The organism is Dehalobacter restrictus DSM 9455 (genome assembly GCF_000512895.1).
Taxonomy (GTDB): domain Bacteria; phylum Bacillota; class Desulfitobacteriia; order Desulfitobacteriales; family Syntrophobotulaceae; genus Dehalobacter; species Dehalobacter restrictus.
Map to the genome: position 1 here is coordinate 1,462,582 of NZ_CP007033.1, position 25,652 is coordinate 1,488,233.

Sequence of the window (25,652 nt, forward strand, 5' to 3'; positions counted from 1 at the left end):
AATATGGTAAGAATAAGACGCGATATGATGAACAATCCGTATAGCCAATTTCTTCAGGAAATCATTGAGATTATCCTGATCGTTTTTGCCTTGTCCTGGCTGCTAAAAACTTATCTGATCGGATTTGCCCATCTTGAAGGAGCGGAAATGATGCCGTCACTTTCGCTGGACAGCCAGGTGCTGGTTGAAAAATATTTTTACCGCAGCATTGACGCTTTGGACAGAGGAGATGTCATTCTCTATTCAGATAACGGTGTAGAAAGCATCAAACGGGTAATCGGCTTACCAGGTGAGAAAGTAGAAATTAAAAACGGTTATACGTATATTAATAGCAAACCAATTTACGAACCTTATGCTAATACACCAAAGACATATACATTTTCAACGGTTGTTGTGCCGGAAGACCATGTTTTTACGTTGAATGACAATCGGGCGAGTAAGAATGATTCCCGTTCATTCGGCAGTGTTCCGGTTCAGAGCATTGAAGGCAAAGCCCTATTCTGCTACTGGCCGCTGAGCAGTGTTCAGATCCTGTTGTAGGGCCATGTCGATCCATCATTTTAGATTGACAAGGTACTATTTTTACTTAACAAGATGTAAGGAACGGAGCATATGAATAAGAATGATTAAGGGTAATTTTACCTGGAATCTTAATTTTACCTGTAATCTATCGTAAAAAAATAACCGGGAATTTAGACACGGTATGAGTTGAAGGGAGTACAATCAAAATGAACAACAAAACGAAAGTGCTTGTTATCTTTGGCGGTCAATCGGGGGAGCATGAAGTTTCGGTCATTTCTGCAGCGTCAGTCATCAAAGCGCTACATGCTGACCGGTATGAGATTCAGACCATCGGGATCACCAAGGACGGAAGCTGGTATTGGGGGGCAAGACCGGAAGCGTGGAAGGAAGCTAAAGCCGATATCACGAACGGCGCCAAGCAGGTCGCAGTCGTTTTGAACCCGCAAAAACCTTACTTTCAGGCTATAGACGGAAGCGAACTGCCGGATCAGGGCAGATGTGATATTATTTTTCCGGTCATGCATGGCCCCAAAGGGGAAGATGGTACGATTCAGGGGCTTTTCGAAATGGCGGGGTTCCCATATGTTGGTTCAGGTGTGCTGGGTTCTTCTCTCGGAATGGACAAAGACCGGATGAAGGCCGTTTTCAAAGAAGCCGGGCTGCCGATAGTGCCGCACCTTACCTTGCTTCGAAGTGAAATCAATGCTGCTCCCAAAGCAGCGGTGAAACGCATCTCAGACAGCATTGGTTTTCCATGTTTTATCAAACCAGCCAATCTTGGTTCCAGTGTCGGTATTTCCAAAGCTGAAGACGATAAGCAACTGCTGGAAGCTTTGATCTACGCAGCAAAATTTGACCGGAAAATTGTGATCGAAAAAGGTGTGAAGGCAAGGGAAGTTGAATTGAGCGTCCTTGGCAATGAAAGTGCCAAAGCCTCCATCCCCGGTGAAATTAAACCGACCAAAGATTTTTATGATTATGAAGCTAAATACCTGGATAATAGCTCAGAATTGATTATTCCAGCCATATTGAGCCAGAAATTGATTGAACAGCTTCAGTCCTATGCAGTGACTGCTTTTGAGGCCGTCGGCGCTTCGGGGCTAAGCAGAGTTGATTTCTTCGTTACTGAAGACAAGCAAATCTTTATTAATGAAATCAATACGATGCCTGGCTTTACGCAAATTTCGATGTACCCGAAACTGTGGGAAGCCAGCGGCTTAAGTTACAGCCTGCTTCTTGATGAACTGATCAGACTTGGATTCGAAAAATTCAAGGATGATGCCGATAGAAGACTTTCCTGAGTACATCTCCTAAAGTGAGTCTATCCTTAATCAGGTGACCGCAAACAAGAATTTCTTCTTATAATACTTCAAGTCTTACCCGCCAAAAAAGGGCGCAGCAGATAAATATTTCTGCTGCGCCCTCGCTTTCTCCCCCGTATTATGTATCAGTGGATATCTCGGAACAGTCCGATCACTTTGCCGAGAATGGTTACGTGATCGGAATAAATCGGCGCCATATACTGATTCTCCGGCTGGAGCCGGATCTGGTTCTTTTCTTTGTAGAAACGCTTGACTGTGGCTCCGTCCTCCGGTCCGTCTGAGACTAAAGCAACAACAATATCGCCGTTGCTGGCATTCTGCTGTTGTCTGACCAGAATTAAATCATCGTCAAAAATACCGGCATCGATCATGCTTTCGCCCTGAACCTTGAGCATAAAGACCGTGTCTGATTTTACCATATCATACGGAACAGGGAAGGAATCCTCAATGTTTTCTATGGCTAGGATCGGTTCACCAGCGGCAACATGTCCAACTACTGGAACGTGAACGATTTTTCTGGAATTATATTCGCCGAAGGAATCGAGGACTTCTATGGCCCTTGGCTTCGTAGGGTCTCGTCTGATATATCCTTTTTCTTCGAGAATGTTCAGATGATTATGCACAGTCGAACTTGATGAGAGCCCAACAGCTTCGCCTATTTCACGGACCGAAGGGGGATAACCTTTTAAGGCAATCTCCTTCTTGATAATATCCAAAATCTGCATCTGACGTGAGGACAGATCCGAAGTCATGACATCCCTCCTGATTATTTATTTTGAATCAATATTTGGTCTAGCTAGATCGTAACATAAAAATTGGAAAAAGGCAAACAAATGTTCGTGATTTTTCTTGACACGAACGTTTGTTCGTATTATAATCAAAACATAAATAGAACATATGTTTGATCTAATGGAGGTTGATGATCATGATTGCAGTATCCAGATCCTATATGCGTTATAGAAGAAATTCAACTAAAATTGTATTTGTATTGGGGCTGTGCCTAACAATTATTGCTGCACTTTTAATGTCTCTGGTGGTAAATTATCTAACTGCTGAAAATTCCAACCCTACATCATATAAGGCGATCACAATACAACAGGGAGATACGTTGTGGGAACTTGCTGCAGAATCCAACTACAGCAGTGATATCAGTGCACTGGTGGACAAAACCATGCGCTATAATAACCTACGCAGCACGTATATTGAACCAGGACAGGTGATCTATATTCCGGTTCGGTCATAATTTAGAATTTAGTTTATCATTAACGATAACGATCTTTCAATTCTTACGAACTTTAATTATGTCTCTATATTGTCTATATTTTAGTCTATATTTTAATATAACCTCCATATATACAACTATGGAGGTTATTGTTATATGAAACTCATTAAACAATTAAAAAAGACAATATGGCCTGATTCTATCGTATTGATCATTTTTGTGATGATTGCTATCACCGTCATTATTGTCAAGCAAATAGTCATCCATGATGAATCAAAATCAGACGCCTATAACGATCTTTCACTTATATCCTCGGAAGTTGTTATTCATTTTCAGAAAGTAAAACTGGACTCATGGAAGGACTATGTAGCTATTATTCATGTTTGCGATCCAACAGCAAATCGCCTCGTTCAGCAGCTGGATAATGGAATTAACTTCAATAATCTTGACTGGTCCGGACTAAATAGCGAAGAATTCAAACAAGTAAAATATTACCATTATTTACTTGATCAGTATCTGTTCTTTACGCCGGGAGAATATCAGTTCCCACTTCAGGAACCTTCGCATTATACAGATACCTATGGTGCCGATAGGGAGGGGGGACAGCGAAAGCATGAAGGTACAGATATTTTTAATCAAAAGGGTACGCTAATATTCAGTGTATGCAATGGTACACTGGAAAGGATTGGATGGAATAGGCTTGGTGGAGAGAGGGTGGGCGTAAGAGGCCAGGACGGAAACTATTATTACTATGCCCATCTGGACACGGTCAATGAAGCATTGGTTGTCGGGAACAGCATTTCCAAAGGAGAACTGATCGGAACAATGGGGAACACAGGTGACGCAATTACAACTCCTGATCATTTGCATTTCGGAATCGAACTGCCGAATGGCAAATGGATCAATCCATATTCCTGGTTAAAAGTTTGGGAATATAACAGTCGCTAAACAGCTAGTCGATCAGCACGCAGCCAACATCGGCAATCGTATTTTGTCCTAATAATAAGGAATACCGTTCGCCACAAACATTGCTGACGACGATGTATATGTAAAGCTACACCATGTGTCTTATAAAATCCATATTAGTCCGATAATAAATATTATGTAAAGTAAAGTGTAATGCAAAGATGGGATAATGCGTTGAGGATTGTAATCAGCAATAAATCTGTTATGTCGCACTGCTCCGGTGTTTTTGATTTATTGTTTGTCATACATTTTATTCTTTGCTCTTGCTTGGACTTTTGTTTTACTAAGCTTTTGTTAATTATATAACTTCTATTCTTGTCACGCGTATATCTTTTTCATAGCCCTTGTATTTTTCATATTTATTTCTGCTATGTCTGCCTGGCCTGTTTTACTTTATCAGTCTTTTTTCTATATTTTATCTGAATAATTGCTTTTCTTTTTTTTGCCAAAAAATGCTTCTGAATAGCAGCCCCAGATTTGCCCTGTAAGGCGTTAAAATGTATTGGGTAAGGTATTTGTACCTTGGAATATTTGTACGCTTAATTGAGTTAATCAATATCGAGGCAATTTTAGTTCTTTTGTGATTTGTAACCAGATTCTGGTCTAATTGCAAAGCTTAAACTTTATCCTAAAGTTTAATAATTTTCGTTAGATTAAATATAAAGTAATTTTAATCCTCATATTTAGAATTATTCAATTATATAAATATAAATGGAAAATGAGTTCTGGGATTTTCGATTAAACACGCCAGTCGATAGGATTAATTATTTCATCGTTATAGGTCAATTAGATAAAATATCTACTAATTAAAAAAGGATATTACATTTTGATTAAGAAATCTCATTGATTTAAGTTTCCCCTCTTTTAATAAGTGATATATTTCACATGTTATATTAATATTACTTCTAAATTTCGATATGTCTTTTTACTTTCAAATCTGTATAAAAATGAAATTATTAATATTTCCCTGGCTTATCAAAACAAAATAATATAAGGCCCCTGCCCTATCAAGACTCTTTGATCGATCCTTACAAATTGTTTGAGCTTTTAATAAGAATTAGCGGTATTCTTATTTTAGACCCGACCGGTCGTCAGTATTTAAAGCTCACATTTGTATAATTTACATTCAATATAAACATATTCCATCCCATCAGGCCGTTTTATCGTTGCTATAATATCTTTTCCACCGTCGCAAGTTGGTGGAGTCCATTTTGTGTCAATTCGTCAATATGTCACTCATTCGACCGGCCTCAAGTCAAATAAACTTTTATTACTTTTTCCCAAATATGGTTCGGGAATACTTCCTTTAGGTGTAATTAATTATCTAACATAATAGACAGCAGGTCTATATCTAATCTCTAACTATCAACAGCATAATAACATATTATCCATTTTCATTCTTGAGCATTTGTATTTTTACTACGTCCCCTTCCTGAATCACCTGTAAGGGGATATAAGACTTTCGATTTTTTTCATCAAATTCCTTGTTATTTTTCTTTGAATAATTCACTTCTTTTATACAAATATTAAATTGACTTAGTTTCATTCAGTAGAAGGAAGGGATTATTATGGATAATAATAAAAATAGAATCAAAGACAGAGAAAAAAGCAATGCTGAATTAAGAAAAATGAAACCAAAAGATAACGCAGATGTAGGAATTATTAACGGCAATAAAATTGGTGTACATGATGGCAAACATGAAAAGAGTAAATAATGCTCTTTCAAGAATCTTTTGGCTTTAGTTAGCTATTTTTATTACCTTAATGCTTTTTGCGTGTAATAAACAATGCCAATGGTACCTGGACCAACATGCAGGCCAATGACCGGTCCGATAGCTATGATATCTATGTTAACTTTCAACTTTTCTTTAATCAGTTGTGCAAGTTCCTTTGCTTCGTCCAGACAATTGATATGATGAATAATGACCTCTCCTAAACCATATTTGCTTATGTTATCCAGCATGATATCAATCATCGATAATACTGCCTTTTTCTTCGTTCTTACTTTTGTTACAACGGTCGTTATGCCGTTTTCCACAGTCAGAATCGGAATAATCCCAAATAAGTCACCAATTAAAGCACTGGCCCCGCCAATTCTGCCGCCTTTTTTTAGGTATTTGAGGTTTTCAGGAATAAATAAGAACCTACTTCTTTGAATATTTTCTAACGCTGCTTCTTTAACTTCCTCTAATGTCTTATTTGCTTTTGCTTCTCTTGCAGCCATAATGACCGCTAACCCTAGCTGCATGGAATTTGACCTAGAATCAATGATCTCTATCCTGGCATTTTTATGCTTCTCTAATACCATCTCTTTCACTAATTGCCCTGTTGAAAAGGTCCCGCTCATTTCTGAAGATAAGAAAATACAGCAGAGGCTATCTCCCTTCTCGATTACCGCAAGCATTTCATTATATAACTCGCCAATAGAAGGCTGCGAAGATGTCGGAATTCCATAAGAATCCATTTTTTTATAAAACAGATCGTTATCGATATCTACTTCTCGTATACTGTCACTCCCAAATGAAAGGCTCAAAGATACCATTCTAATATTTAGTTCTTCTTTGATTTCCTTACTTATATAGCTTGTACTGTCAGTTAGAACCTGTACTGCCATCTGTTTATCTCACTTTCTTTATTGGCCTATTTTCTATTTCGACAATTATTTTTCTTTTTTATCATATAATGTAAAACACTGCTTGTCTATTATTGTTCAAAATATACTTCTAAAATGCCTATTATTGTGAATACTACATCCAGATAATTTTGCTTTTTTAGGGGGAATTCCGTTTGAAACATATTGAAGTATTTGGTACGGAAAAATTAGCTCGTTTACGTAAAGTCATTCTTCATAAGCCCCAACAGTCTTTGAATTTAGTCAATCCGGCAAATTATCAGGAATGCTTATTTAATTTTGTCCCTGATATTTTTCAATATCAGTTGGAACATGACCGGTATGCTGACCTTCTGCGCTCTCAAGGAATTGAGGTACTCAACCTTCAGGATTATGTACAGAAGAATAGAACGCTCATGGATTCTCTACCGAATTTACCCTATCTTAACGATACTTGCCTGATTACAAGTCAAGGAGCTATCCTCTCCAAGATGTGCCCCGGCAGCCGCGCAGGAGAAGAAAAGGTTGTCGGAGAAGCTCTGGAGAATCTCGGCATTCCCATCTTTCATGCCTTTGAGGGTGAGGATCAATTTGAAGGGTGTCTGGCAATTTCGCCTGAAATTCTTTTTTTAGCGGATACCGAGCGGCATGCTCAAAAAACACTCGAAGAATTTTTCAATAAAGCACTCCATCTTTTTTCGCAGATCATCTATGCGGAGATTCCCCAGGAAAGACGGTATATGCACCCTGATATGATTTTTGGCAGAATCAGTGAAAGTCTGGCCTTAGCTTATTTGCCGGCTTTTTTGAAAACATATCTGATTACCGAAAAGCAGCGCACGGAAATTAATATACGGGATTATCTTGCTCACCGGGAAATGGAACTTATTGATATCTCCGACCAGGAACAGCAGTTATGGGGCTGCAGTTTTGTTTCTGTGGATGCTAATATTCTCATCCATTATGATATTGCCTTAAATCTTAGGACCCAAAATGAGCTGAGCCGCAGAGGGGTGGAAATGATTCCCTTCCATCCTGAGGCCTTATTAGCTGGGGGCGGAAGTCTCCGCTGCCTGACTTTGCGCGTTTGGCGAGACTCTAATCTTTAACTAAAGACTTCTCAGAGCGTCAATCGGATTTAATTTACTGGCTCTTCTCGCAGGCATATAGCCAAAGATAATTCCGACGACAGCTGAAAACCCTACCGCTAAGATAACGGTGGATAATTGCATGGTGTAACCGACACCAATCAGGGTGGAAGCAATATAGGCGATGACACTTCCCAAAATCAAGCCGATGAGCCCGCCAAAAATGGAGAGAAAGATCGATTCGATTAAAAATTGCACCTGGATTCTATTGGGGGTGGCTCCCAGGGCTTTGCGCAAACCGATTTCCGTCGTGCGCTCGGTAATCGATACCAGCATCATATTCATGATCCCAATCCCGCCTACAACCAGAGAAATAGCGGCAATTCCTCCTAAGAGCAGTGACATCATCCCCATCATAGACTGAAAAAAAGCAATAATATCTCCCATGTTGAACACAGAGTAAGCCTGATCGTTATAGTTAAAAGCAGTGTTTAAAACCCCTTTAATGTCCAATACCGTATCATCGGCTAAGCTTGTATCCACTAAAAAGACATCAAGAGCAGTGATATTTTTTACACCCAGACTGCGAAGTGCAGTCGTATACGGGATTACGATCGTGTCATTTGTGGAGGTGATGCTAAAACCGCTTGATGGAGCCATTGTACCAATGATCTGATAAGTTGTTCCGTTGATGATCAGGTTTTTTTCAAGGGGGTCGACTCCATAAAAGAGTGCGGTTACAAGTTCCTGCCCGATAACGGCAACCTGGTTTTTACTCCGAATATCCAGGATATTGATGGCTCTGCCTGATTGGAGCAGGCTTTTATTCGATTGAAAGTACACCTCATTTTTTCCCTGAACATTGATATCTTCTTTGACTTGGTCCTGGTAAACAATATTGGTTTTGGTTAACACAGTCGGTGATACGCCTTTGATATTTTTAAGATGAGCAATGTTTTTCATATCTTCCTCGTTTAGTCCTTGTTTCAGCGGAGTACCCATTGCATTGACCGTAATTTTATTAGCGCCGAGGGAGGTCACTTGTTGACTGATGCTGTTGGTCGCACCCTGAACAATGGTTATAAGCGCAATGATTGAGGCCACACCAATGATAATACCCAGCATGGTTAAGAACGAGCGAAGTTTATTGGTGACGATGTTTTTCCAGGACATCATGATACTTTCCCACAGCATATCAAGCTCCCTCCCCCTCTGTTAAGTTTCCATCCAAAATATGAACAAGGCGTTTGGCGTGACGCGCAATATTTTGATCATGGGTTATCATAATGATGGTTCTGCCTTCATGATTTAATTTTTCGAAAAGATCCATGACCTGATTGCCGGTTTTTTGGTCCAAGGCTCCGGTTGGTTCATCCGCAAGCAGAATAGTCGGGTCGGTAACGATTGCCCGGGCGATGGCCACCCGTTGTTGTTGTCCGCCTGAAAGTTGATTGGGGAGGCTTTCTAGCTTGTCTTGAAGTCCAACACGCGTGAGAATGGCCTTGGAGCGTTTTAGGCGTTCCACGGGAGACAGACCGCTATAAATGAGTGGAAGCTCGACATTTTGCTGGGCAGTCATGCGCGGCAAAAGTTGAAAGTTTTGAAAAACGAAGCCAATCTCTTTGTTCCGTACTCTGGCCAATTCAACCTCATTCAAATCGTCGATATCGTTGCCGGATAGAAAATATTTGCCGGTTGACGGGACATCCAAACAGCCGATGATATTCATCAGCGTAGTTTTTCCTGAACCGGAGGGACCAAGAATGGATAAGGATTCGCCTGAACGGATAGTAAGATTGACATGATGCAAAACTTGAAGTTCCTCTTCTCCCATGAAGTAGCTTTTACAAACATCTTGCATCTTAAGGATTTCCGTCATTGATCTGGCCTCCTTGCATTCTGCCGCCAAAGGTCAAATTATTTGCTGTCGTTGTTTTGGGATAATAGATGGTTTCTCCTACGGCTACCCCTTTTTTGATTTCTACGGTTTGGCCGTCATTAACACCGGTAGTAATCTCCGTATGCACGACGGCATTGCGTTCCCCTTCTTTGAAGACGAAGGGCGTGTTGTTAGCGTCAAACTGGATCACTGACATGGGCAGGGTAACCACTCCGACGGCTTTTTGATTTTGGATGGTTACTTCTGCCGTCATGCCGATGCGTAGACTTGGATCTTTATTAATGTCAACAGCCGCCGTAAAGTAGGTCACACCACCTGCAACCGTACCTTCTCTGGAAATACTGCAGATTGTACCCTTCAGTTTTTTTTGAATAGCGGCAATTTCAATATTTGCTTCGTTGCCTGTCTTTATGGCAGGGAGATCATATTCATCGACTTTGATACTAATCTGAAGGTTGTCATAATCAACGATGTCCATGAGCATTGTACCGGCCATGACCTGGGACCCCTCTTCCGCGGTCAGGTTTGTTATTTCACCATTAATTTTGGCTTTTATCGCCTCACCGGTTGTTGTTTTAAGTAAGATATCTCCTTTTTTAACCGTATCCCCTTCTTGAAAATTAAGCTTTGAAACCTGCATGATTTTTTCTGACATGACGGTTTGACGGTTTTGGGTTTCAATATTTCCGGAAAATGTATAATTGGTCGTGATATCCCCCTTTTGGGCAGTTACACTATCATAGGAAAAAGGTTTTGGTCGTAAGAGGTAAGCCGACGCAACACTAATAACGACAAGGGTGATCAAGCTATAAATCATCCATTTGCGGATTTTTGATTTTCTTTTTGTTTTCATTTTAGGTGCCTCCCGTTTAGCAAGTGCCTCCATTTATTTAGAAGCATTCAAATATTTAAATATTTTTTGTTTCGCTTAGTATGAACGAAAAAGTTCAATTCAATTAATTCATTATGATTACATAATCGCCGCTCCTTACCATCTATGGCAGTGAGGTATAAGGCCATCTGTAGGCAAATAAAAAAAGCAAGAACCATACAGTTGATTCTTGCCTTTTGCTTACTCGGTTTATATTTGTTTCCTCAGTTATATTTGTAAATCTTGAATTTTATTCTCTTTGCTATAATAATGGTTAGTACTGTACATCGACTAAGCATAAACCTTTGGCTTGTGCCAAGGGCCCTGCTTCCCAACGTTTCTTTTCCTGTAAGATTTTTTTGACATCGTTCGGCTGCAACGTGCCTTTTCCTACTTCGAGCAGCGTTCCAACGATAATTCTTAGCATATTCCATAGAAAGCTATTGCCGTTAAATTCAATTTTAATAAGGCCTTTATTTTCGTTAATCAAAATAGAATTGATTGTTTTAACAGTGGATTTAGCACTGCGCTCATTTGTAAAGCTCTGAAAATCATGCGTTCCAATGAGCAGTTCTGCAGCAGTCCTCATTTGTTCCAGATCCAGCTTATCCGCTAAGTGATAGGTATATTTTCTGTTAAATACATCCCTGAATTTATTATTATTGATGGTATAAACATACGTTTTTGCTTTGACGTTATATCTGGCATGAAATCTTTCAGATACTTCTTCCATTGATTTTACAACAATATCTTCCGGTAAAAATTCATACAAATAGGCTAAGATCTTCTTGGTCTTGAAGGTAGATGTTGTATGGAAATTAGCAATGTAATTTTCGGCGTGTACCCCGGCATCTGTCCTTCCACAACCGATAACCTGAATCTTCTCCTCTGCCATTTTTGCTAAGACAGTTTCAATTTTACCTTGAATGGTCAGATCGGTATCTTTTTGTTTTTGCCAACCTTTATATTTGGTCCCATCATAGGCGATTGTCATTCTTAAATTTCTCATTTAGAGTCTGCCTTTCTATATTTTTTTAAATGTCTTAATTATCCCTAGAATAACTTACTACAATGATCAACATAATAATAATGAAACAAAAACAATTTGGAGGTGTGTTCCATGTTTGGGACTGTTAAGTGGTTCAACTCTGAAAAGGGATTTGGATTTATCGAAGGAGATGGCGGACAGGATGTGTTTGTTCATTTTTCATCTATTAAATCCCAAGGATATAAATCGCTCAATGAAGGTCAAAAAGTACAATTTGATGTAGAAAAAGGACAACGCGGGCTCCAGGCAACAAATGTAACTCTTTCTTAAAAATATATCTTTATAATAGCACTGTTTGTTTTTATACGGTGCTATTTTTCGGTTATGGTACTTTGGGGTAGGTCTCAGATGCGTTATTCAAAGCCTGAAGTGCTTGTTCTTCAGGCATATTTCCAATTATGGCAGCACATTTGTTACACAGTATTTTTCCTTTACCTTGAAAAGCACTAATACTTCTTTCATCACTGCAAGCGTTACGGAATATCGGCACATTACAGAATTCACATCGTTGAAATTCAGCATCCTGATGACCTTTAAGATAACCTTGAGCATTACTGCGTCTTAATTTTTGATGTCTCATTTTTTTCACTTCCACAAAAAAGTTAATGTTATTTTGTCCAAAATCCAAGTTCTTGAATAAGGGAAAAGAAAAAGGGTTCGGAATCGAACCTCTTAGTTTTACTTTATTAATCTAAACTCATTATAACATAAAAATGTTTTCTTTACTATAACAGCCGAGCTTGCATCAATCAACCATTCTAGCATGGACACGGGTATTATTAGGTATTTATCTATTTCTTACCGAAACCAAAAGAGAAATAAAAGGCAGCCTTTGGTTATGGTATGTTATGGATATCTAGAGGTGGCAAATAATAAAAGGTATCTTTTTAAAATTTAGGATAAGAATAATACTGTTCATTAAAAATAATAAAAAGGTATTCGAACTCTTCGAATTAAGCATTACACGTGAGGTGATATTACATGAATAAAGATTCGGGAGATTTCAGTTTTTCTTTTAAGGCTCTCGGCTCCATTGCAGCCATTTTAACAGCTGGTTACGCCATAGGACATCACAAAGAACAAAAGTCCCTAAAAATCCGCCGCTCAAGAAATCGAAAAATAATGCTGGCATCTTTACCGCTAGCTTTATTAACTACCGGACCACTAACGCGTAAGTTAATTCAAAAAAATGTAGCAAAAGCAATTACTATTTTAACAACAGATGAATACGGTAAAAACGTCATGGAGCTATGGACTGCCATTCATCGGGCCGGTGTTCAAAACATTGTTGAAAACAACTTAAGGGCAACACAAGGGACAACGATTAACAGGCCAATTGGCAGTTCAAAAAGGTTTGACGGGTTCGATAACCTTATGTTTGTTCCACCTCAAATGACGATGCTCTCTAAATCAGGCGATACCGCAGTTGACATGAAAGTGACACTGGGCCCTAAGGCAACCAAGCCTCTTACGGTCAATATACCTCTTCTTATTTCTGGAATGGCTTATGGAATCGCTCTAAGCGAGCCAGCAAAAATAGCTTTAGCCAGAGGAGCAAAACTAGCAGGGACAGCTACAAACTCCGGTGAAGGCCCCTATCTGAAAGAAGAACGCGATGAAGCGGATAAATATATTCTGCAAATTGCCAATTGGCCATGGGGATTACGCACGGATCAAGAGATTGCCTCTGCGGACATGCTGGAAGTACATATTTCGCAAGGAGGGCAGAAAGGCGTCTTCTATGTAGCTCCGGATGAAATTAAAGGCAAAGCACGTAAACTTATGGGCTTATCCCCCAATCAAGGGATATCGGGTCTACCTGCTCCTCCCGGTGTACAAAGTGCCGCAGATTGGCCCATACTGGTCAATAACCTGCGTAATAAAGCGAATGGAATACCTATTGCTCTGAAATTGATGTCCACAGACAAAATTGAAGAAGATTTAGGTTTAGCTGTAGATGCAGGGTTTGATGTCATTGCCGTCGACGGAACGCAAGGCGGATCGCTTGTTTCCAACCCCACGATGCAGGATGACTTTGGAATTCCCAGTCTCCATGCGTTAGTTCGCGCGGTCCGTTACTTACAAAACCGCGGAGTTCGAGAGCAGATAAGTCTGATTGTCTCTGGCGGCTACTTTAATCCCGGAAGCTGTTTAAAAGCACTTGCGCTTGGTGCCGATGCTATTTATCTGGGTACCGTCCCCTTATATGCCTTAGCCAACAAGCAGCATCAAAAAGTAATCCCCTGGGAACCTCCTACAGTCCTTGTTAGCTATGCATCGAAATATAACAAAAAGCTAAACATAAACTTAAGCGCTGAAAGAGTATCCAATGTCTTACGTTCTATGGCTGTTGAAATGGAACAAGCCATTCGTGGCTTGGGGAAAGCTTCTGTTAAAGAGCTAAGCCCTAGCGACTTAGTGGCGCTTGATACGTTCTCTGCTGAATTAGCAGGGGTAAAAAGAGCATATTAGTTTAATTATAAACCTAGAATTTGCTTGAATTCTTCTTTTAACTGTTTCTTAAACTGTAGATTCGGCTTCACGGTTACCTTATTTTCGCGCAATTGAGGCAGAATCTTGAGGAACCCGTAGTATTCTTTTTCAGCTGTTTCAATAATTTCCTTTACCTTATAAGATTTTCGCATATTCATCAATCCCCTCCCCCTCTTAAATATCTCGTTCACGATTAATTACCAATTCCTCATAGGCTTCGTTGTTATGACAGATGTTGTTCCAGATACTATCGATGATCATAGCATCGACCTGCTGAAACAGATACTTTTCGCTTTGAACGTAGATGATGGCGCATATCTCACTTCTAAAGAATAAGGGAACAGCCATAATTGATGCGTCGTCGCTGATCCTAAAGTCCTTATTAATAATCGATTCCTGAGCCAGCTCCTTTAATGTGGCTCTATTCACAATCGGTACATTATTATATGAGGCAATCTCTTCAGATACAATCAGATAATTGCAGTGTGTCTTTCTAATAGTATATAGTTTAAATTGGATATTGATTACCTTTGTTATACTTTTAATAAAATATGGATCCGTAATTTCTTTTCCAATGTTTTTAATATCTTCAATCATTTCCATTATCGATGCGTTATTTAAGATTCTTAATATCCCCATCAAGGCAACACTGATTTCATTCAGCATGGCATTTTTAATAACAGCAGACTCAGACAATATAGCCTCCATGCTAAGCTCTCCATAAGGTGTTTTAATGCCAATTGTTTTAAAACTTATAAACGGCAGCTTAATCATTAATAACCATAATAAAATATATAAGACGATTCTTATCGCTTGAAATACGGGTGCTTGAAGAATTTGGGCAAAAACACCTAAATGATCTATATTTATCCCTACAGGATTACTTAGAAATAACTCCTCACAGAAATAAAGGCCAATGAATATTGCGATCAGTGCGATGAATATCCCCCATATTTGTCTGGCATTTAGCCGTTTTAGCTGATAAAGTGTTTTAGACAAAAACATTTCAAATATGTCTTTTATAATCAAATTATTGCCCTCACTTTTATCCGATTACAACATCGGTACCAATATATGGTAAAGTATAGTCAAAAATAACTCCTTGTGAAAAAGTAGAAATAATTTCTAATATATAAATATATAAACAGCTCCTTCCAGGCAGTATCCTCAACAGGATCCACTTCAGAAAGGAGCTGTTTGTCCCATACATTCATTTACAAAATTACGACAATTGTTTTTTATTTCGTTTTATCGAATTCTACCAGTTTCTGTGCGAAATCATAAAAATATTTATTCAACGGATGAGTAGGATTAGCCGGCAGCTCCTGGCTTTCGTCATAAGCCAAAGTTGAAACTATCATCGAAGCTGCCGCTACAGCAGGCAGTACGCTTGGAGCCGCTTTGATCGGACCATAAAATAAGAAATCGCTCCACAGGACGGCCGATACTGCATGCACTGCAGCATTCATGGCGGAAAAGCCTTCCCCACCCCACATCTCCCGACTTTCTTTCCACATATACGTCCCATTAGCAGGAGCTGATCCAACCGGCCAACCGGTTTCCGCTTTGATTTGTTTGCCTGCCAGGGATGAAAAAGAAATGGACGGAAGATTCATTACTGTCGTATCGATTAAGACCGAGGCAAAATCTTTCGCTCCAATGGCTTTCAGCATTTCACGGCATGCCTGTACCCTGCCGGAAGGAGTCTGGTTCGTTTCATCGAATACTTGCAGGACCACGTGTTTGATTTTCAATTCTTTTAATGCCGCTGCCTGGCCGATGCTGTCTTTATCCCAGGGTGTAATGCTGTTATATAGAATTTTGTCCTGAATACCAAGACTGGCAGCATATTCTGCCGCGTCAAGACGCGCTTTTTCGCCCCAAATGTCTATAGCAAAAGGGCGGTTGCTGATTGTAAGATAAAAATCAATATATTCCTTCATTTCATCTGCGGAAACCGCTGTCAAAGCTACTATGGCAGGTATCCCTGTCTGATCGGACAGCTCTTCCTGCCTGAGAATGTATGAACGGGCTTTTTCACGGTCAAATTTCCTGTCACGGCGGCTTTCCAGAATACGGTCTCCGTTATGAAACATTGAAGATATAAGCAGAGGCGGATTATCTCCAGCTTGGCCACCGACAATCATGTCACAGATGCGGCAAACTTTTGGTGTTAAGTCATATTTAAACATTTCTTCTCCCATATCTGTTTGGATGATTTAGCAAATCGTATTATACCATATATCATTAAAAATAACCATTAATTAACAGTAATTGCCAAATTGAGTGAGTATTTTGAATTAATTAGACTTGACTTTATTGATGATTTTCGTTATCTTAATAGAAGTTAAATATATTTATATAATCTTAGGTGCCCCACTAAGGGAGAATAGGAAAATCGGTAATAATCCGATACGGACCCACCACTGTATAGACGAGTCCCCGCTGATCCACTGGCGTATGCTGGGAAGGTGCGTTCAGGACGTTTGAGTCTGAGTCAGGAGGCCTGCCTAAGAGGTAAAAGTCTTTCCTGGGTAATGGAAAGCGGCGGTGATGACGGCAAAATCCCGACCACAAGAAAATTTGTGGCGGGGTTTTATTTATTTTTAAATATTTTATTGGAGGTTTTTAAATGAGCAGTCTTACAAAATTTCATGGTTTGGAAAATTTAAAAAATGCGACTGGGCAGGAACTTGAAATTGCCTTGCAAGAACTGATGGGCGGAATCAAAGCGCTCGATCAGGAAGCCTTGGCAGGCATGCAAAGCCGTGTAGATGCGAAAATTAAGCCCCTCGGAAGCTTAGGTGTCTTAGAGGATATTGCACAACAGCTCGCAGGCATATTTGGCACCACGCATCCAAAAATCAATAAAAAAGCAGTCCTTCTTATGGCCGGAGATCATGGTGTTGTCGTCGAAGGCGTCAGTGCTGCACCTCAGGAAATCACGAAACAAATGTTCTATAGTTACCTGAATGGCGGTGCCGGCATTAATGTCCTCGCCCGGAATGCCGGAGCAGATGTTATCAGTACGGACATCGGCATTGCCACCCCATTGGACGCTCCTGAGCTTATGGCCTACCGGGTTAAAAACGGAACAGACAATATGGCGAAAGGACCGGCAATGACCCGTCAAGAGGCCATGCTTGCAATACTGACAGGTGCAAGAATTGCGGCCAATGCGATTGACTCTGGTGTTAATCTGTTAGCAACAGGTGAAGTCGGTATTGGCAATACAACGCCGAGCGCTGCCTTGATCTCTGTGTTTACCGGTCACTCTGTTGAGGATGTTACCGGCCGCGGAACTGGCTTAAAAGATGATGCCCTGATTAATAAGCAAACCGTGATTAAATGCGCAATCGAAATTAATCAGTGTAATCCTGACGCTCCAATCGATACCCTGGCCAAAATTGGCGGACTCGAAATTGCTGCGCTCGTTGGAGCAATCCTCGAAGCTTCCTATCAGCATGTACCAATTATTCTCGACGGCATCATTTCATCTGCTGCAGCAATCACTGCAGCAAAACTGGCACCCCTGTCCACTTCCTATATGATTGCTTCTCATAGTTCAGAAGAGCTTGGACAGCATCTAGCTCTTCATCAGCTTGGGCTCAAACCCAGACTTGACTTCCATATGAGACTTGGAGAAGGCACAGGTGCCGCTCTGATGTTCCCGATGGTCGAGGCAGCCCTTAAAATCGCTGATGAAATGGCCACATTTGAACAAGCTGCAGTTACCACTGGAGACTTCTAAAATCTGCAAAGAAAGATGAAAAAGACATGTGCGAAATAATCCGTGCATGTCTTTTTTGCATAATCATCGATAACGGAAACTCTTGATAGTTTAATTAGATCCCAATCTTTTGCATCAGCTTGTCACTTGCTAATACAAAATTCTTGCCGATAGCTGTCTGCATAAACGCCTGAAAAAAAATTCCGATGTTTGCAGGGATAAGGATCACTTCGATCAATGGATATACGTTAATTTGAGATGCGATCCATCTGGCAGCCAATGACAACCCGGTAAAGAAAGCCATGGAAAAAACCAGACAGCGCCGGTAGCTGGAACAATGAGAACCGCCGGTAAATACCCGTAAAGCCAAAGCGGAAAATATTATCACGAGCGTATACACAATGGTACCGAATATTGCAGATACCCCTACGGTTAGAATTAATTCGATTATTACTCCAAGAAGCAAGGCTAAACCATATTCTATTTTCGCTTTATGGACAGCGTCCATTTCTTCACCTTTTACCATACGATTTGTCAAATGATGTGCAACACCCTCGAAATCAAACAATTGTTCACCCATCCTCCAGTCCGTGTTTAGGAAAATCGTTTAGGAAAATGATCCAAGATCAATTACCTTTCTGTGGATAATGTAGAAAATATAACCATACAAGATATATAATTCTATATATCTTTGGTATTTCCTGCTAAATTGTTTGTTGGAATTACATAATAGTCCTATATGAAATGCGCATATAAAAAACGCCTCGTATTTTTTACGTGGCGTTAATCTTCGATATTATGCTATTTATTATTACACACCTTGGTTTTGCTCAAGATTATATTTGAAATCTGCGACACGTTGGACATAACTATCTGGATCAGCTGAGCCGCCGTCTTCCATCTGCTTTTGACAGCCTTCAAGGCCGTAGTGATTAGACAACAGCATCAGATCAAAGACGAACTCATCGGCATAGCCCCGAGCCGCCCAGTAATTCCTGTAGTATGCCAACTTTTCAATCTCTGATTTTGCGGTGTCAATGGTGATATTATCAATTCCTTCTGCCTGATAAACTGCTAAAACCAACGCATACGATAAATTGTTTTGCTCACAAAGACTCCGGATCGCGCCCTGCGGGTCTTCCGGCAGGATGCCCTGACCTGCTGGGATCTCCTGAACGGTAGCAGACTTACCTTCTGCTTGTTGAATGGAATGAGCACAAACGGATATAAGGATAACGAGAGGGATGATAACGGATAAACTACGAATAAAACCTCTTCTCATAAACATGATGCCCACACCTTCCCATATATTTATTTCCTGGATACCTCAATCCCCTTTCGCGAAATACAATAAAGTTCTTCATTCACCGTTCATATATTCTTATATATATTCTCTCCATAATATATTGTTTTTAATAGAAAAATAGTTTTGCTATCATATTTTTAAGGATATTTTTTAATTAGACGCATTTTGTCGTGGTGATCTGATAACTGGTTTATTAAAAATTTTAATTAATTATCTGGTTAAAGAATCCGCATAATGTTACAATATTTTTATCCTTCGCAGATTATTTGTAGATAAAAATTTGATAAAGGGTGTAAGAATGGACATTTTTTTAATTATTGGAATCGTTGTAGGTGCTCTTGCCGTAGTCGTAGGCATGATTGTCAAAGGAGCCAATGTAGCTGTGCTATTGAATCCAGCTGCGGCCATTATTATTCTGATCGGGACAACTGCAGCCGTGATGAACTCATTTCCAAAAAAAGAATTCTTGAACATTCCAAAAGTATTAGGTGCCCTTTTTCGAGAAAAACAACCGTATGATGCGGTGTCGTTGATTGAACTTATCACCGATATGGCGATGACAGCCCGTAAAGACGGTTTATTGTCCCTCGAACAGACGATTATGGAAATTGAAGACCGTTATTTGCAAAAAGGGCTAAGCCTGGTAGTTGACGGATTGGAGCATGACTATATTCAAGAGATCATGGAAATGGAAATTGATAATATGGAGGATCGTCACCGTGCCAATGCCTCGATATTTTCTGCGGCAGGCAGCTATGCTCCGACGTTGGGAGTATTAGGCGCAGTCGTAGGACTAATCGGAGCGCTCGGCAATTTAAATGATACGGAAAAACTTGGTCATATGATCGCCGCCGCATTCGTTGCGACATTGTTTGGTATTTTTCTCGGCTATGTTGTCTGTCACCCGATCGCTTCCCGCTTAAAAAGAAAATCAGCTGCCGAAACTAAGAATATGCGCATTATCGTTGAAGGGGTTCTGGCCCTTCAGGCCGGAGAGAACCCCAGCAGTATTAAAGTAAGATTGACTGGCATGCTCGATCCGAAAGAAAGAAAAATCCTAGAGGAAAAAGAAAAAAATAAACAAGGCAGCGGTGAATAAGGATGTCCAAGAAAAAGCAACACCATGAAGAACATGTTGATGAATCCTGGCTGCTGCCTTATTCCGACCTGCTGACGCTTCTGCTTGCGCTTTTTATCGTTATGTTTGCCATTAGTCAAGTTGATAAAGTAAAACTGCAGCAGTTGAGCGAGTCTTTCAAAGAAATCTTCGCAGGCGGGGCCAGCTTTTTAGAAAAGGAAAGCGACCAAGTGGTAGAACTTGAACCATCCAGTTCTGAGAATGATTCTGCTTCTGCTCTTGAACAGGATAAGATGGCGGATATAAAGAAACAGCTCGAAAAGGAAATCTATGAAAGCGGTTATTATAATAACGTCAAAGTAAATCTGGATAAGGAAGGTTTGCAGATCGTTATTCAAGATGTGATGCTGTTTGCGTCGGGTGACGCGGAAATCCTTGATGCGTTCTCCCCTCTCCTTCTGCAGATCGGGAAAATGTTAAATGATATGGACAATGATATAAAAGTCGTAGGCCACACGGACGACCGGCCCATCCATACTGAGAAGTTTCGTTCCAACTGGGAATTAAGCGCGATTCGCGCGATCAACGTCATGAATTTCCTGGTTGATCAGGGTGGAATGAATCCTGAAAGATTTTCAGTCCAGGGTTACGGGCAGTACTCCCCTATTTCCGATAATACGATTGAGGAAGGCCGGGCAGAAAACAGGCGCGTCGAGATCTTCCTTCTTCGTAAGTACCCTGTTGCAGAATAAGAAACTTGGTCTAAGAAAACATGATTATTGAAAAAACACGATTGCATTCAGACAATCGTGTTTTTTAATATATTCAGGAAAATTAAAATCTACTTGACAGTAGTATAATGTTGAAATATCCTGAAAATAGTCGAATCGTTACATCCAGGTGAGAGCGCAGGTGAGATTTATGATGGCCATGTCTTATATATCAATGATTGTCGCGTATACTTTTGTCTTATTTGGTCTCTACATTTTAAAATTGAATCATAAGGAAACCTTAAACAGATTGTCAGCCTCTCTGAATTTCTGTTTTGCATACTGGTCGTTCATTTATTCATTCCTTTATCTAGCCCCAAGTCCCGAGAGTGCTTTATTCTGGCATCGGATCGCGGCTATTGGTTGGGTGATGTTCTGTCCGCTGGCTACTCACTTTTTCCTGGTTCTATCGGAAAAAACAAAAAATATTCATGGTATCCACTGGTATATCCCCTTGTATGGCCTGCCGACAATTTTACTGTTAAAAACACTGTTGACAAATGAATCGCTGGTGGCGAAAGTCTTTGTTCAGAGTACAAGTGGCCTGGGCTGGACGTATGAACTCAATACGGGCTCAGTCTGGTTCTGGCTGTATTGGCTTATGCTTGTCGTTTACATCGGAGTTTCACTTTTTTTCACCTTAAGATGGGGCAAAAACAGTCAAAGACCGAGGTTCATTAAACAAGCCAAAAGTATTTCGATTCTGGCGGGCGTCATGATGCTGATCGGGATCGGCACTGATTTTATCCTCCCTTTGATCACTCCGTTTATTCCGCCTTTATTTCATTTTTTCTCGATCTTCTGGGGATTTGGCGGCATCTTTATGATCAGAAGGTATAAACTGATGGATGTGAATATAGCGGTGACTCCAGACATTATTTTGGAAACAGTGATGGATCCGATCGTTCTGCTTGATAATAAAGGAATTATCCGTAAATGCAACCAGGCCACATTTGACCTGCTGAAATATGATGCCAGTGAAATGCTCGGCCGGAGATTCTCAGATTTTTTTAAAGCCCAAAAGTATAACCTGCAAAGAACAGATTTTTTGTTCAAAAACAAGTTTTTGCGCAATATTGAGTTTGATATGGTTGATTCGACGGGTAAAGTTATCAGCATTATAGCATCATTCTCTGTGGCCGAAACCGAGCTTGACGGAATTGTCGGCGTTGTTGGCAATCTTCATGATATTACAGGATACAAAGCTATGTCCAAAGAACTGGAAAAGATGGCCAATTACGATAAACTGACCAATCTTCCGAACCGCAGGATGTTCTACAATAAATTGGAGAAGGCCATTGAGAAATACCATAAGCATGATCAGCAATTTGCGTTGGTATTTATTGATTTAGATGGGTTTAAGGTCATTAATGATACCTTTGGCCACGACATCGGTGACCAAATGCTGATGAAGGTTTCGTCGCTCCTGGCCGGGGTGGTCAGACGGCAGGATGTGATAGCGCGTCTGGGCGGCGATGAATTTGTTCTATTGTTTTCCAGATTGCAGGATATGACAGAGCTTGACGGAATTATGCAGAGAATGCAGGAAAAACTTGTCAAACCCATCATGATAAACAATAAGATTTGCAGGGTTGGAATGTCGTTTGGGATTAGTATATGTCCGGAGGATGGAATGACCCCTGACGAACTTTTGAAAACAGCTGATCTACGCATGTATCGGGAGAAAAAATATTCAAGTTAACGTTTGATGGACTTCATGCGGGAGCGGACATTCGGTTTAACGCGATAGTCTTCAGGAGACACGATTGCTTCGGGCGTTCGTGTTTTTTTATTGCCTGTTTCAGCCTCAGCTTTGTTACGGATATATTTATGGCTGATGTTGGGATTGCTGGTTCTGCGGGATTGAATCTCAAATTGTTTTAAGGAAGCAATCAGCGGTGTCAGCTTAACGTGGCCGTAGTTTCTGGTATCAAAATCAGGATAGCGCTTATTCAGCTTGATGCCGACTTCACCTAAAAATGCCCAGCCATCTTCATCGGAACTTTCAGTGACGATAATTTTGATTGCTTCAATAAGTTCATCAATGCTGGCCATTCCTTCCTGAGGTGTCCCCTGCACCCGCGTTTTAACCTGTTCGTTTGTCTCATAGGGACTTGCCGGAATGACACCTAGAACCTCAAGGTATTTGAACTTTTCACAGGCAGCGATAAACGGCTGCGGCGTTTTCTTCTCGCCCATACCCATTACATACATGCCGGCTTCCCTGAGTCTGGAGGCTAGTTTGGTAAAATCACTGTCGCTGGAGACGATGCAAAAGCCATCAACGCTTTTGGAATATAAAATGTCCATCGCATCAATGATCAAGGCAGCGTCGGTAGCATTCTTTCCTGTTGTGTAGCTGTATTGCTGTATCGGTGTGATCGAATAGTTTAGAAGCACTGTTTTCCAGGATGCGAGGTTCGGCTTTGTCCAGTCTCCGTAGATCCGTTTATAGGTTGGGGTGCCATGATTCGCAATTTCATCGAAGATGTATTTGATATATTTTTCTGAGACATTGTCTGCGTCAATTAGCACGGCAATCTTTTTATCATTTTCCATATGCATTCTCCTATTCTTTCCTTTTTATTTATTAATCTTTGTTCTGTTTATTCAGAGCCTCTTTAAGCAAATCACCAAGATTACTGCCAATATTTTGATGGTCACTGTATTGGGCAATCAGTTTTTGGTTAACCTGGCTTGCTCTCTTGGAACTGGTAAAGCCGGTGTCCCGTTCTTTTTCCGGCTGACGGTGGCCGCAGGCCCGGTCCTGACAAACCAGCATTTTGCCGCGTTTACCGTTGACCAGCAGCATGTATTTTTTGCAGACCGGACACCTGGTTTTCGTCATATTGTCAGCATGGTATGTGGCGCTGTCCGAGGCGACACTGTGAACCAGTTCACTGGCTTTAGTCCTGATCCCTTTAATGAATTCAGTCTTGCTTCCGTTCCCTTTAGCAATGTCTGTTAAAGCTTGTTCCCACTGGGCAGTCAGCTCAGGACTCCGAAGCTCAGGAGCCACAAGGCTGATCAGCTGACGGCCTTTGGATGTAGGCACCAATTCTTTCCCGCTGCGTTCAATATAACTGGTATGCAGCAGTTTTTCAATAATTTCCGCTCTTGTAGCCGGAGTACCGAGACCGCTCCCCTTCATCGTTTCCCGGAGCTCCTCATCTTCAATGAATTTCCCCGGATTTTCCATTGCAGTGAGTAGGGTGGCTTCTGTATAGCGTGCCGGTGGTTTCGTCTTCCCTTTTTGGGGCTTCAGGTTTTTTAGCATCCGTTCCTCGCTCTGCTCCAGTTTCCCGAGCGTTTGTTCAGGCAAAGCATCCTCCCTGCTTTCTTCTGATTCCGTCTGATGGGAAGTGATAGAGCGCCAGCCCTGGTCTTTCATCACTTTTCCCGTTGCATAAAACATTTCGCCATTAATACCGGCAATAACCGTCAGTTGGTCATAGCGGTACGGCGGAGAGAGGACGGCCAGAAAACGTCGTACGATCAGGTCATACAAAGATTTTTCATCATGGGTCAGATCCCCGAGCTTCAAAGGCTGCTCAGTCGGAATAATCGCATGATGATCCGTTACTTTACTGTCGTCCACCAGTCGTTTCGTCGGCTTGTAAGGCTGTGCCAACAGCTTTTTGGCCGTTTCGGCATAAGGCCCTGCAGCCAGACCTTTGAGCCTGGACGGCAGAGTCGGTACAATATCGGCGGAGAGATAGCGCGAATCTGTACGCGGGTAGGTAACCAGTTTATGCCGTTCGTATAAATTCTGCAGCGTACTGGAAGTTTTCTGGGCGGAAAAGCTTAGTTTGCGATTCGCATCACGCTGCAGTTCAGTAAGGTCATAAGCCAGTGGGGCTGGTTCGCTTTTACTCTCGCGCTTGACCTGCATAATTCTTGCAGATTGCTTCTCCAGCTTGCCCAGCAGGGCTTCAACCTGCTGGTAATCATAAATCCGGCTGCCGTCTTTGCCACGCCAGTCAGCAAAAAAGTCGCCGAAGTCCGCTCGGATTGTCCAGTAATCAACGGGAACAAACTTTCTGATCTCATCCTCCCGCTGAACGATCATGGCAAGTGTTGGGGTCTGTACTCTTCCTGAATTCAGCTGGGCATTATACTTACAGGTTAAAGCCCTGGTCACATTCAGGCCGATCAGCCAATCCGCTTCGGCTCTGCAAACAGCGGCATCGTAAAGATCATTATATTCGGGTCCGGGCTTTAATCTCGCGAAGCCTTCCAGGATGGCGGCATCGGTCTGGGAAGAAATCCAGAGACGTTTGAAAGGTTTCTTCCAGTTGCTCAGTCTCATGATCCAGCGCGCGACCAGTTCGCCCTCTCGTCCGGCATCGGTGGCTATAATTAGTTCGTTGATATCGTTTCGTTTCATCAGTTTGCTTACCGTCTGATATTGCTGGGAAGTCTGACGGATCACCTTGAGCTTTAACTGTTCCGGAAGCATTGGCAGATCTTCCATTCGCCATTCTTTATATTTCTGGTCATAATCCTCCGGTTCTGCTAACGTGACCAGGTGTCCCAAAGCCCAAGTAACGACGTATTGTGGCCCTTCGATAAAACCCTTGTTTTTGATATTGCATTTAAGAACCCGGGCAATTTCCCGGGCCACACTCGGCTTTTCAGCCAGAACCAACGATTTCATGCATATTCCTCCGGTTTAAGATCCTATGTATCATTATAGCATAATTGTATAAGGATTTTTTTATAAAG

26 protein-coding genes and 1 riboswitch are annotated in these 25,652 nt (G+C 41.1%); of the genes, 12 read left to right on the forward strand and 14 right to left on the reverse strand.

The window, feature by feature from the left end:
• The first annotated feature begins 3 nt into the window (after positions 1-3).
• Positions 4-540, forward strand: a complete 537-nt coding sequence (lepB, locus tag DEHRE_RS07105) for a signal peptidase I (protein ID WP_019225374.1) — start codon at positions 4-6, stop codon at positions 538-540.
• Between the two features lie 188 nt (positions 541-728).
• Entirely contained in the window at positions 729-1,823 is a 1,095-nt protein-coding gene (locus DEHRE_RS07110; protein WP_025205664.1) for a D-alanine--D-alanine ligase family protein, read from the forward strand.
• Between the two features lie 146 nt (positions 1,824-1,969).
• On the opposite strand, the gene lexA is transcribed toward DEHRE_RS07110, so the two are convergent.
• Positions 1,970-2,596, reverse strand: coding sequence for a transcriptional repressor LexA (lexA, locus tag DEHRE_RS07115; protein ID WP_025205666.1), 627 nt, complete (start codon positions 2,594-2,596; stop codon positions 1,970-1,972).
• A 173-nt stretch (positions 2,597-2,769) separates the two neighbouring features.
• On the opposite strand from lexA, the gene yneA reads away from it, so the two are divergent.
• The 3 genes from yneA (at position 2,770) to DEHRE_RS14990 (ending at position 5,747) form a co-directional block, all read left to right on the forward strand.
• Positions 2,770-3,087 (forward strand): cell division suppressor protein YneA, encoded by a 318-nt coding sequence (gene yneA, locus DEHRE_RS14660; RefSeq protein ID WP_034378295.1) that lies wholly within the window; start codon positions 2,770-2,772, stop codon positions 3,085-3,087.
• A 135-nt stretch (positions 3,088-3,222) separates the two neighbouring features.
• Positions 3,223-4,014 (forward strand): M23 family metallopeptidase, encoded by a 792-nt coding sequence (locus DEHRE_RS07125; RefSeq protein ID WP_025205668.1) that lies wholly within the window; start codon positions 3,223-3,225, stop codon positions 4,012-4,014.
• Positions 4,015-5,600: 1,586 nt separating this feature from the next.
• Positions 5,601-5,747: a hypothetical protein gene (locus DEHRE_RS14990; RefSeq protein ID WP_167539426.1), complete on the forward strand. Its 147-nt coding sequence runs from the start codon at positions 5,601-5,603 to the stop codon at positions 5,745-5,747.
• Positions 5,748-5,788: 41 nt separating this feature from the next.
• Here the strand turns inward: DEHRE_RS14990 and DEHRE_RS07130 are convergent, their stop codons facing one another.
• Positions 5,789-6,646: a DegV family protein gene (locus DEHRE_RS07130; RefSeq protein WP_025205669.1), complete on the reverse strand. Its 858-nt coding sequence runs from the start codon at positions 6,644-6,646 to the stop codon at positions 5,789-5,791.
• Positions 6,647-6,819: 173 nt separating this feature from the next.
• Between DEHRE_RS07130 and DEHRE_RS07135 the strand changes: the two genes are divergently transcribed.
• Complete coding sequence (locus DEHRE_RS07135; protein ID WP_025205670.1) at positions 6,820-7,752, forward strand: arginine deiminase family protein; 933 nt, start codon at positions 6,820-6,822, stop codon at positions 7,750-7,752.
• On the opposite strand, the gene DEHRE_RS07140 is transcribed toward DEHRE_RS07135, so the two are convergent.
• The 4 genes from DEHRE_RS07140 to truA all read right to left on the reverse strand — a co-directional run bounded on the left by DEHRE_RS07140 (position 7,753) and on the right by truA (position 11,511).
• A complete protein-coding gene (locus DEHRE_RS07140) occupies positions 7,753-8,925 on the reverse strand; it encodes an ABC transporter permease (protein WP_025205672.1) in 1,173 nt (390 codons plus the stop codon). It lies immediately after the preceding gene.
• Position 8,926: 1 nt separating this feature from the next.
• Positions 8,927-9,610 (reverse strand): ABC transporter ATP-binding protein, encoded by a 684-nt coding sequence (locus DEHRE_RS07145; RefSeq protein ID WP_025205673.1) that lies wholly within the window; start codon positions 9,608-9,610, stop codon positions 8,927-8,929.
• On the reverse strand, positions 9,594-10,484 hold the full coding sequence (locus tag DEHRE_RS07150) for an efflux RND transporter periplasmic adaptor subunit (protein ID WP_025205675.1): 891 nt from the start codon (positions 10,482-10,484) through the stop codon (positions 9,594-9,596). Before DEHRE_RS07150 ends, DEHRE_RS07145 begins: the two co-directional genes overlap by 17 nt.
• Before the next feature lie 292 nt (positions 10,485-10,776).
• Positions 10,777-11,511 carry a tRNA pseudouridine(38-40) synthase TruA gene (truA, locus tag DEHRE_RS07155; protein ID WP_025205677.1) on the reverse strand — a complete coding sequence of 245 codons (735 nt, stop codon included), beginning with the start codon at positions 11,509-11,511 and terminating at the stop codon, positions 10,777-10,779.
• Positions 11,512-11,622: 111 nt separating this feature from the next.
• On the opposite strand from truA, the gene DEHRE_RS07160 reads away from it, so the two are divergent.
• Positions 11,623-11,820, forward strand: coding sequence for a cold-shock protein (locus DEHRE_RS07160; protein WP_019225393.1), 198 nt, complete (start codon positions 11,623-11,625; stop codon positions 11,818-11,820).
• Positions 11,821-11,872: 52 nt separating this feature from the next.
• Here DEHRE_RS07160 and DEHRE_RS07165 read toward each other — a convergent pair whose 3' ends face one another.
• Positions 11,873-12,130, reverse strand: a complete 258-nt coding sequence (locus tag DEHRE_RS07165; RefSeq protein ID WP_019225394.1) for a hypothetical protein — start codon at positions 12,128-12,130, stop codon at positions 11,873-11,875.
• Positions 12,131-12,531: 401 nt separating this feature from the next.
• On the opposite strand from DEHRE_RS07165, the gene DEHRE_RS07170 reads away from it, so the two are divergent.
• On the forward strand, positions 12,532-14,022 hold the full coding sequence (locus tag DEHRE_RS07170; RefSeq protein WP_019225395.1) for an FMN-binding glutamate synthase family protein: 1,491 nt from the start codon (positions 12,532-12,534) through the stop codon (positions 14,020-14,022).
• A 5-nt stretch (positions 14,023-14,027) separates the two neighbouring features.
• Here the strand turns inward: DEHRE_RS07170 and DEHRE_RS14995 are convergent, their stop codons facing one another.
• From DEHRE_RS14995 to DEHRE_RS07180, 3 genes are all read right to left on the reverse strand, one after another.
• Positions 14,028-14,201 (reverse strand): hypothetical protein, encoded by a 174-nt coding sequence (locus DEHRE_RS14995; protein WP_019225396.1) that lies wholly within the window; start codon positions 14,199-14,201, stop codon positions 14,028-14,030.
• A gap of 16 nt (positions 14,202-14,217) precedes the next feature.
• The gene (locus DEHRE_RS07175; protein ID WP_019225397.1) at positions 14,218-15,072 is read right to left on the reverse strand and encodes a hypothetical protein; all 855 of its coding nucleotides are present in this window, start codon (positions 15,070-15,072) and stop codon (positions 14,218-14,220) included.
• Between the two features lie 209 nt (positions 15,073-15,281).
• Positions 15,282-16,235 carry a tetrahydromethanopterin S-methyltransferase subunit H family protein gene (locus DEHRE_RS07180; RefSeq protein ID WP_019225398.1) on the reverse strand — a complete coding sequence of 318 codons (954 nt, stop codon included), beginning with the start codon at positions 16,233-16,235 and terminating at the stop codon, positions 15,282-15,284.
• Positions 16,236-16,395: 160 nt separating this feature from the next.
• Positions 16,396-16,571: riboswitch (cobalamin riboswitch) on the forward strand.
• Positions 16,572-16,675: 104 nt separating this feature from the next.
• Here DEHRE_RS07180 and cobT point away from each other — a divergent pair.
• Positions 16,676-17,794: a nicotinate-nucleotide--dimethylbenzimidazole phosphoribosyltransferase gene (cobT, locus tag DEHRE_RS07185; protein WP_019225400.1), complete on the forward strand. Its 1,119-nt coding sequence runs from the start codon at positions 16,676-16,678 to the stop codon at positions 17,792-17,794.
• 94 nt (positions 17,795-17,888) lie between these two features.
• Here cobT and DEHRE_RS07190 read toward each other — a convergent pair whose 3' ends face one another.
• Both DEHRE_RS07190 and DEHRE_RS07195 read right to left on the reverse strand, forming a co-directional pair.
• The gene (locus DEHRE_RS07190) at positions 17,889-18,353 is read right to left on the reverse strand and encodes an accessory gene regulator B family protein (RefSeq protein WP_019225401.1); all 465 of its coding nucleotides are present in this window, start codon (positions 18,351-18,353) and stop codon (positions 17,889-17,891) included.
• A gap of 231 nt (positions 18,354-18,584) precedes the next feature.
• A complete protein-coding gene (locus DEHRE_RS07195) occupies positions 18,585-19,061 on the reverse strand; it encodes a hypothetical protein (protein ID WP_019225402.1) in 477 nt (158 codons plus the stop codon).
• 316 nt (positions 19,062-19,377) lie between these two features.
• Here DEHRE_RS07195 and motA point away from each other — a divergent pair, with 316 nt between their 5' ends.
• The 3 genes from motA (at position 19,378) to DEHRE_RS07210 (ending at position 22,629) form a co-directional block, all read left to right on the forward strand.
• Positions 19,378-20,178, forward strand: a complete 801-nt coding sequence (motA, locus tag DEHRE_RS07200; RefSeq protein WP_025205682.1) for a flagellar motor stator protein MotA — start codon at positions 19,378-19,380, stop codon at positions 20,176-20,178.
• A gap of 2 nt (positions 20,179-20,180) precedes the next feature.
• Positions 20,181-20,909, forward strand: coding sequence for an OmpA/MotB family protein (locus tag DEHRE_RS07205; RefSeq protein WP_019225403.1), 729 nt, complete (start codon positions 20,181-20,183; stop codon positions 20,907-20,909).
• 178 nt (positions 20,910-21,087) lie between these two features.
• Complete coding sequence (locus DEHRE_RS07210) at positions 21,088-22,629, forward strand: diguanylate cyclase domain-containing protein (protein ID WP_242836898.1); 1,542 nt, start codon at positions 21,088-21,090, stop codon at positions 22,627-22,629.
• Here the strand turns inward: DEHRE_RS07210 and DEHRE_RS07215 are convergent.
• Positions 22,626-23,486 carry an NYN domain-containing protein gene (locus tag DEHRE_RS07215; RefSeq protein ID WP_019225405.1) on the reverse strand — a complete coding sequence of 287 codons (861 nt, stop codon included), beginning with the start codon at positions 23,484-23,486 and terminating at the stop codon, positions 22,626-22,628. The two genes, DEHRE_RS07210 and DEHRE_RS07215, sit on opposite strands and share 4 nt — an antisense overlap.
• A gap of 31 nt (positions 23,487-23,517) precedes the next feature.
• Positions 23,518-25,584 (reverse strand): DNA topoisomerase III, encoded by a 2,067-nt coding sequence (locus tag DEHRE_RS07220; protein WP_025205685.1) that lies wholly within the window; start codon positions 25,582-25,584, stop codon positions 23,518-23,520.
• Positions 25,585-25,652 lie beyond the last annotated feature (68 nt).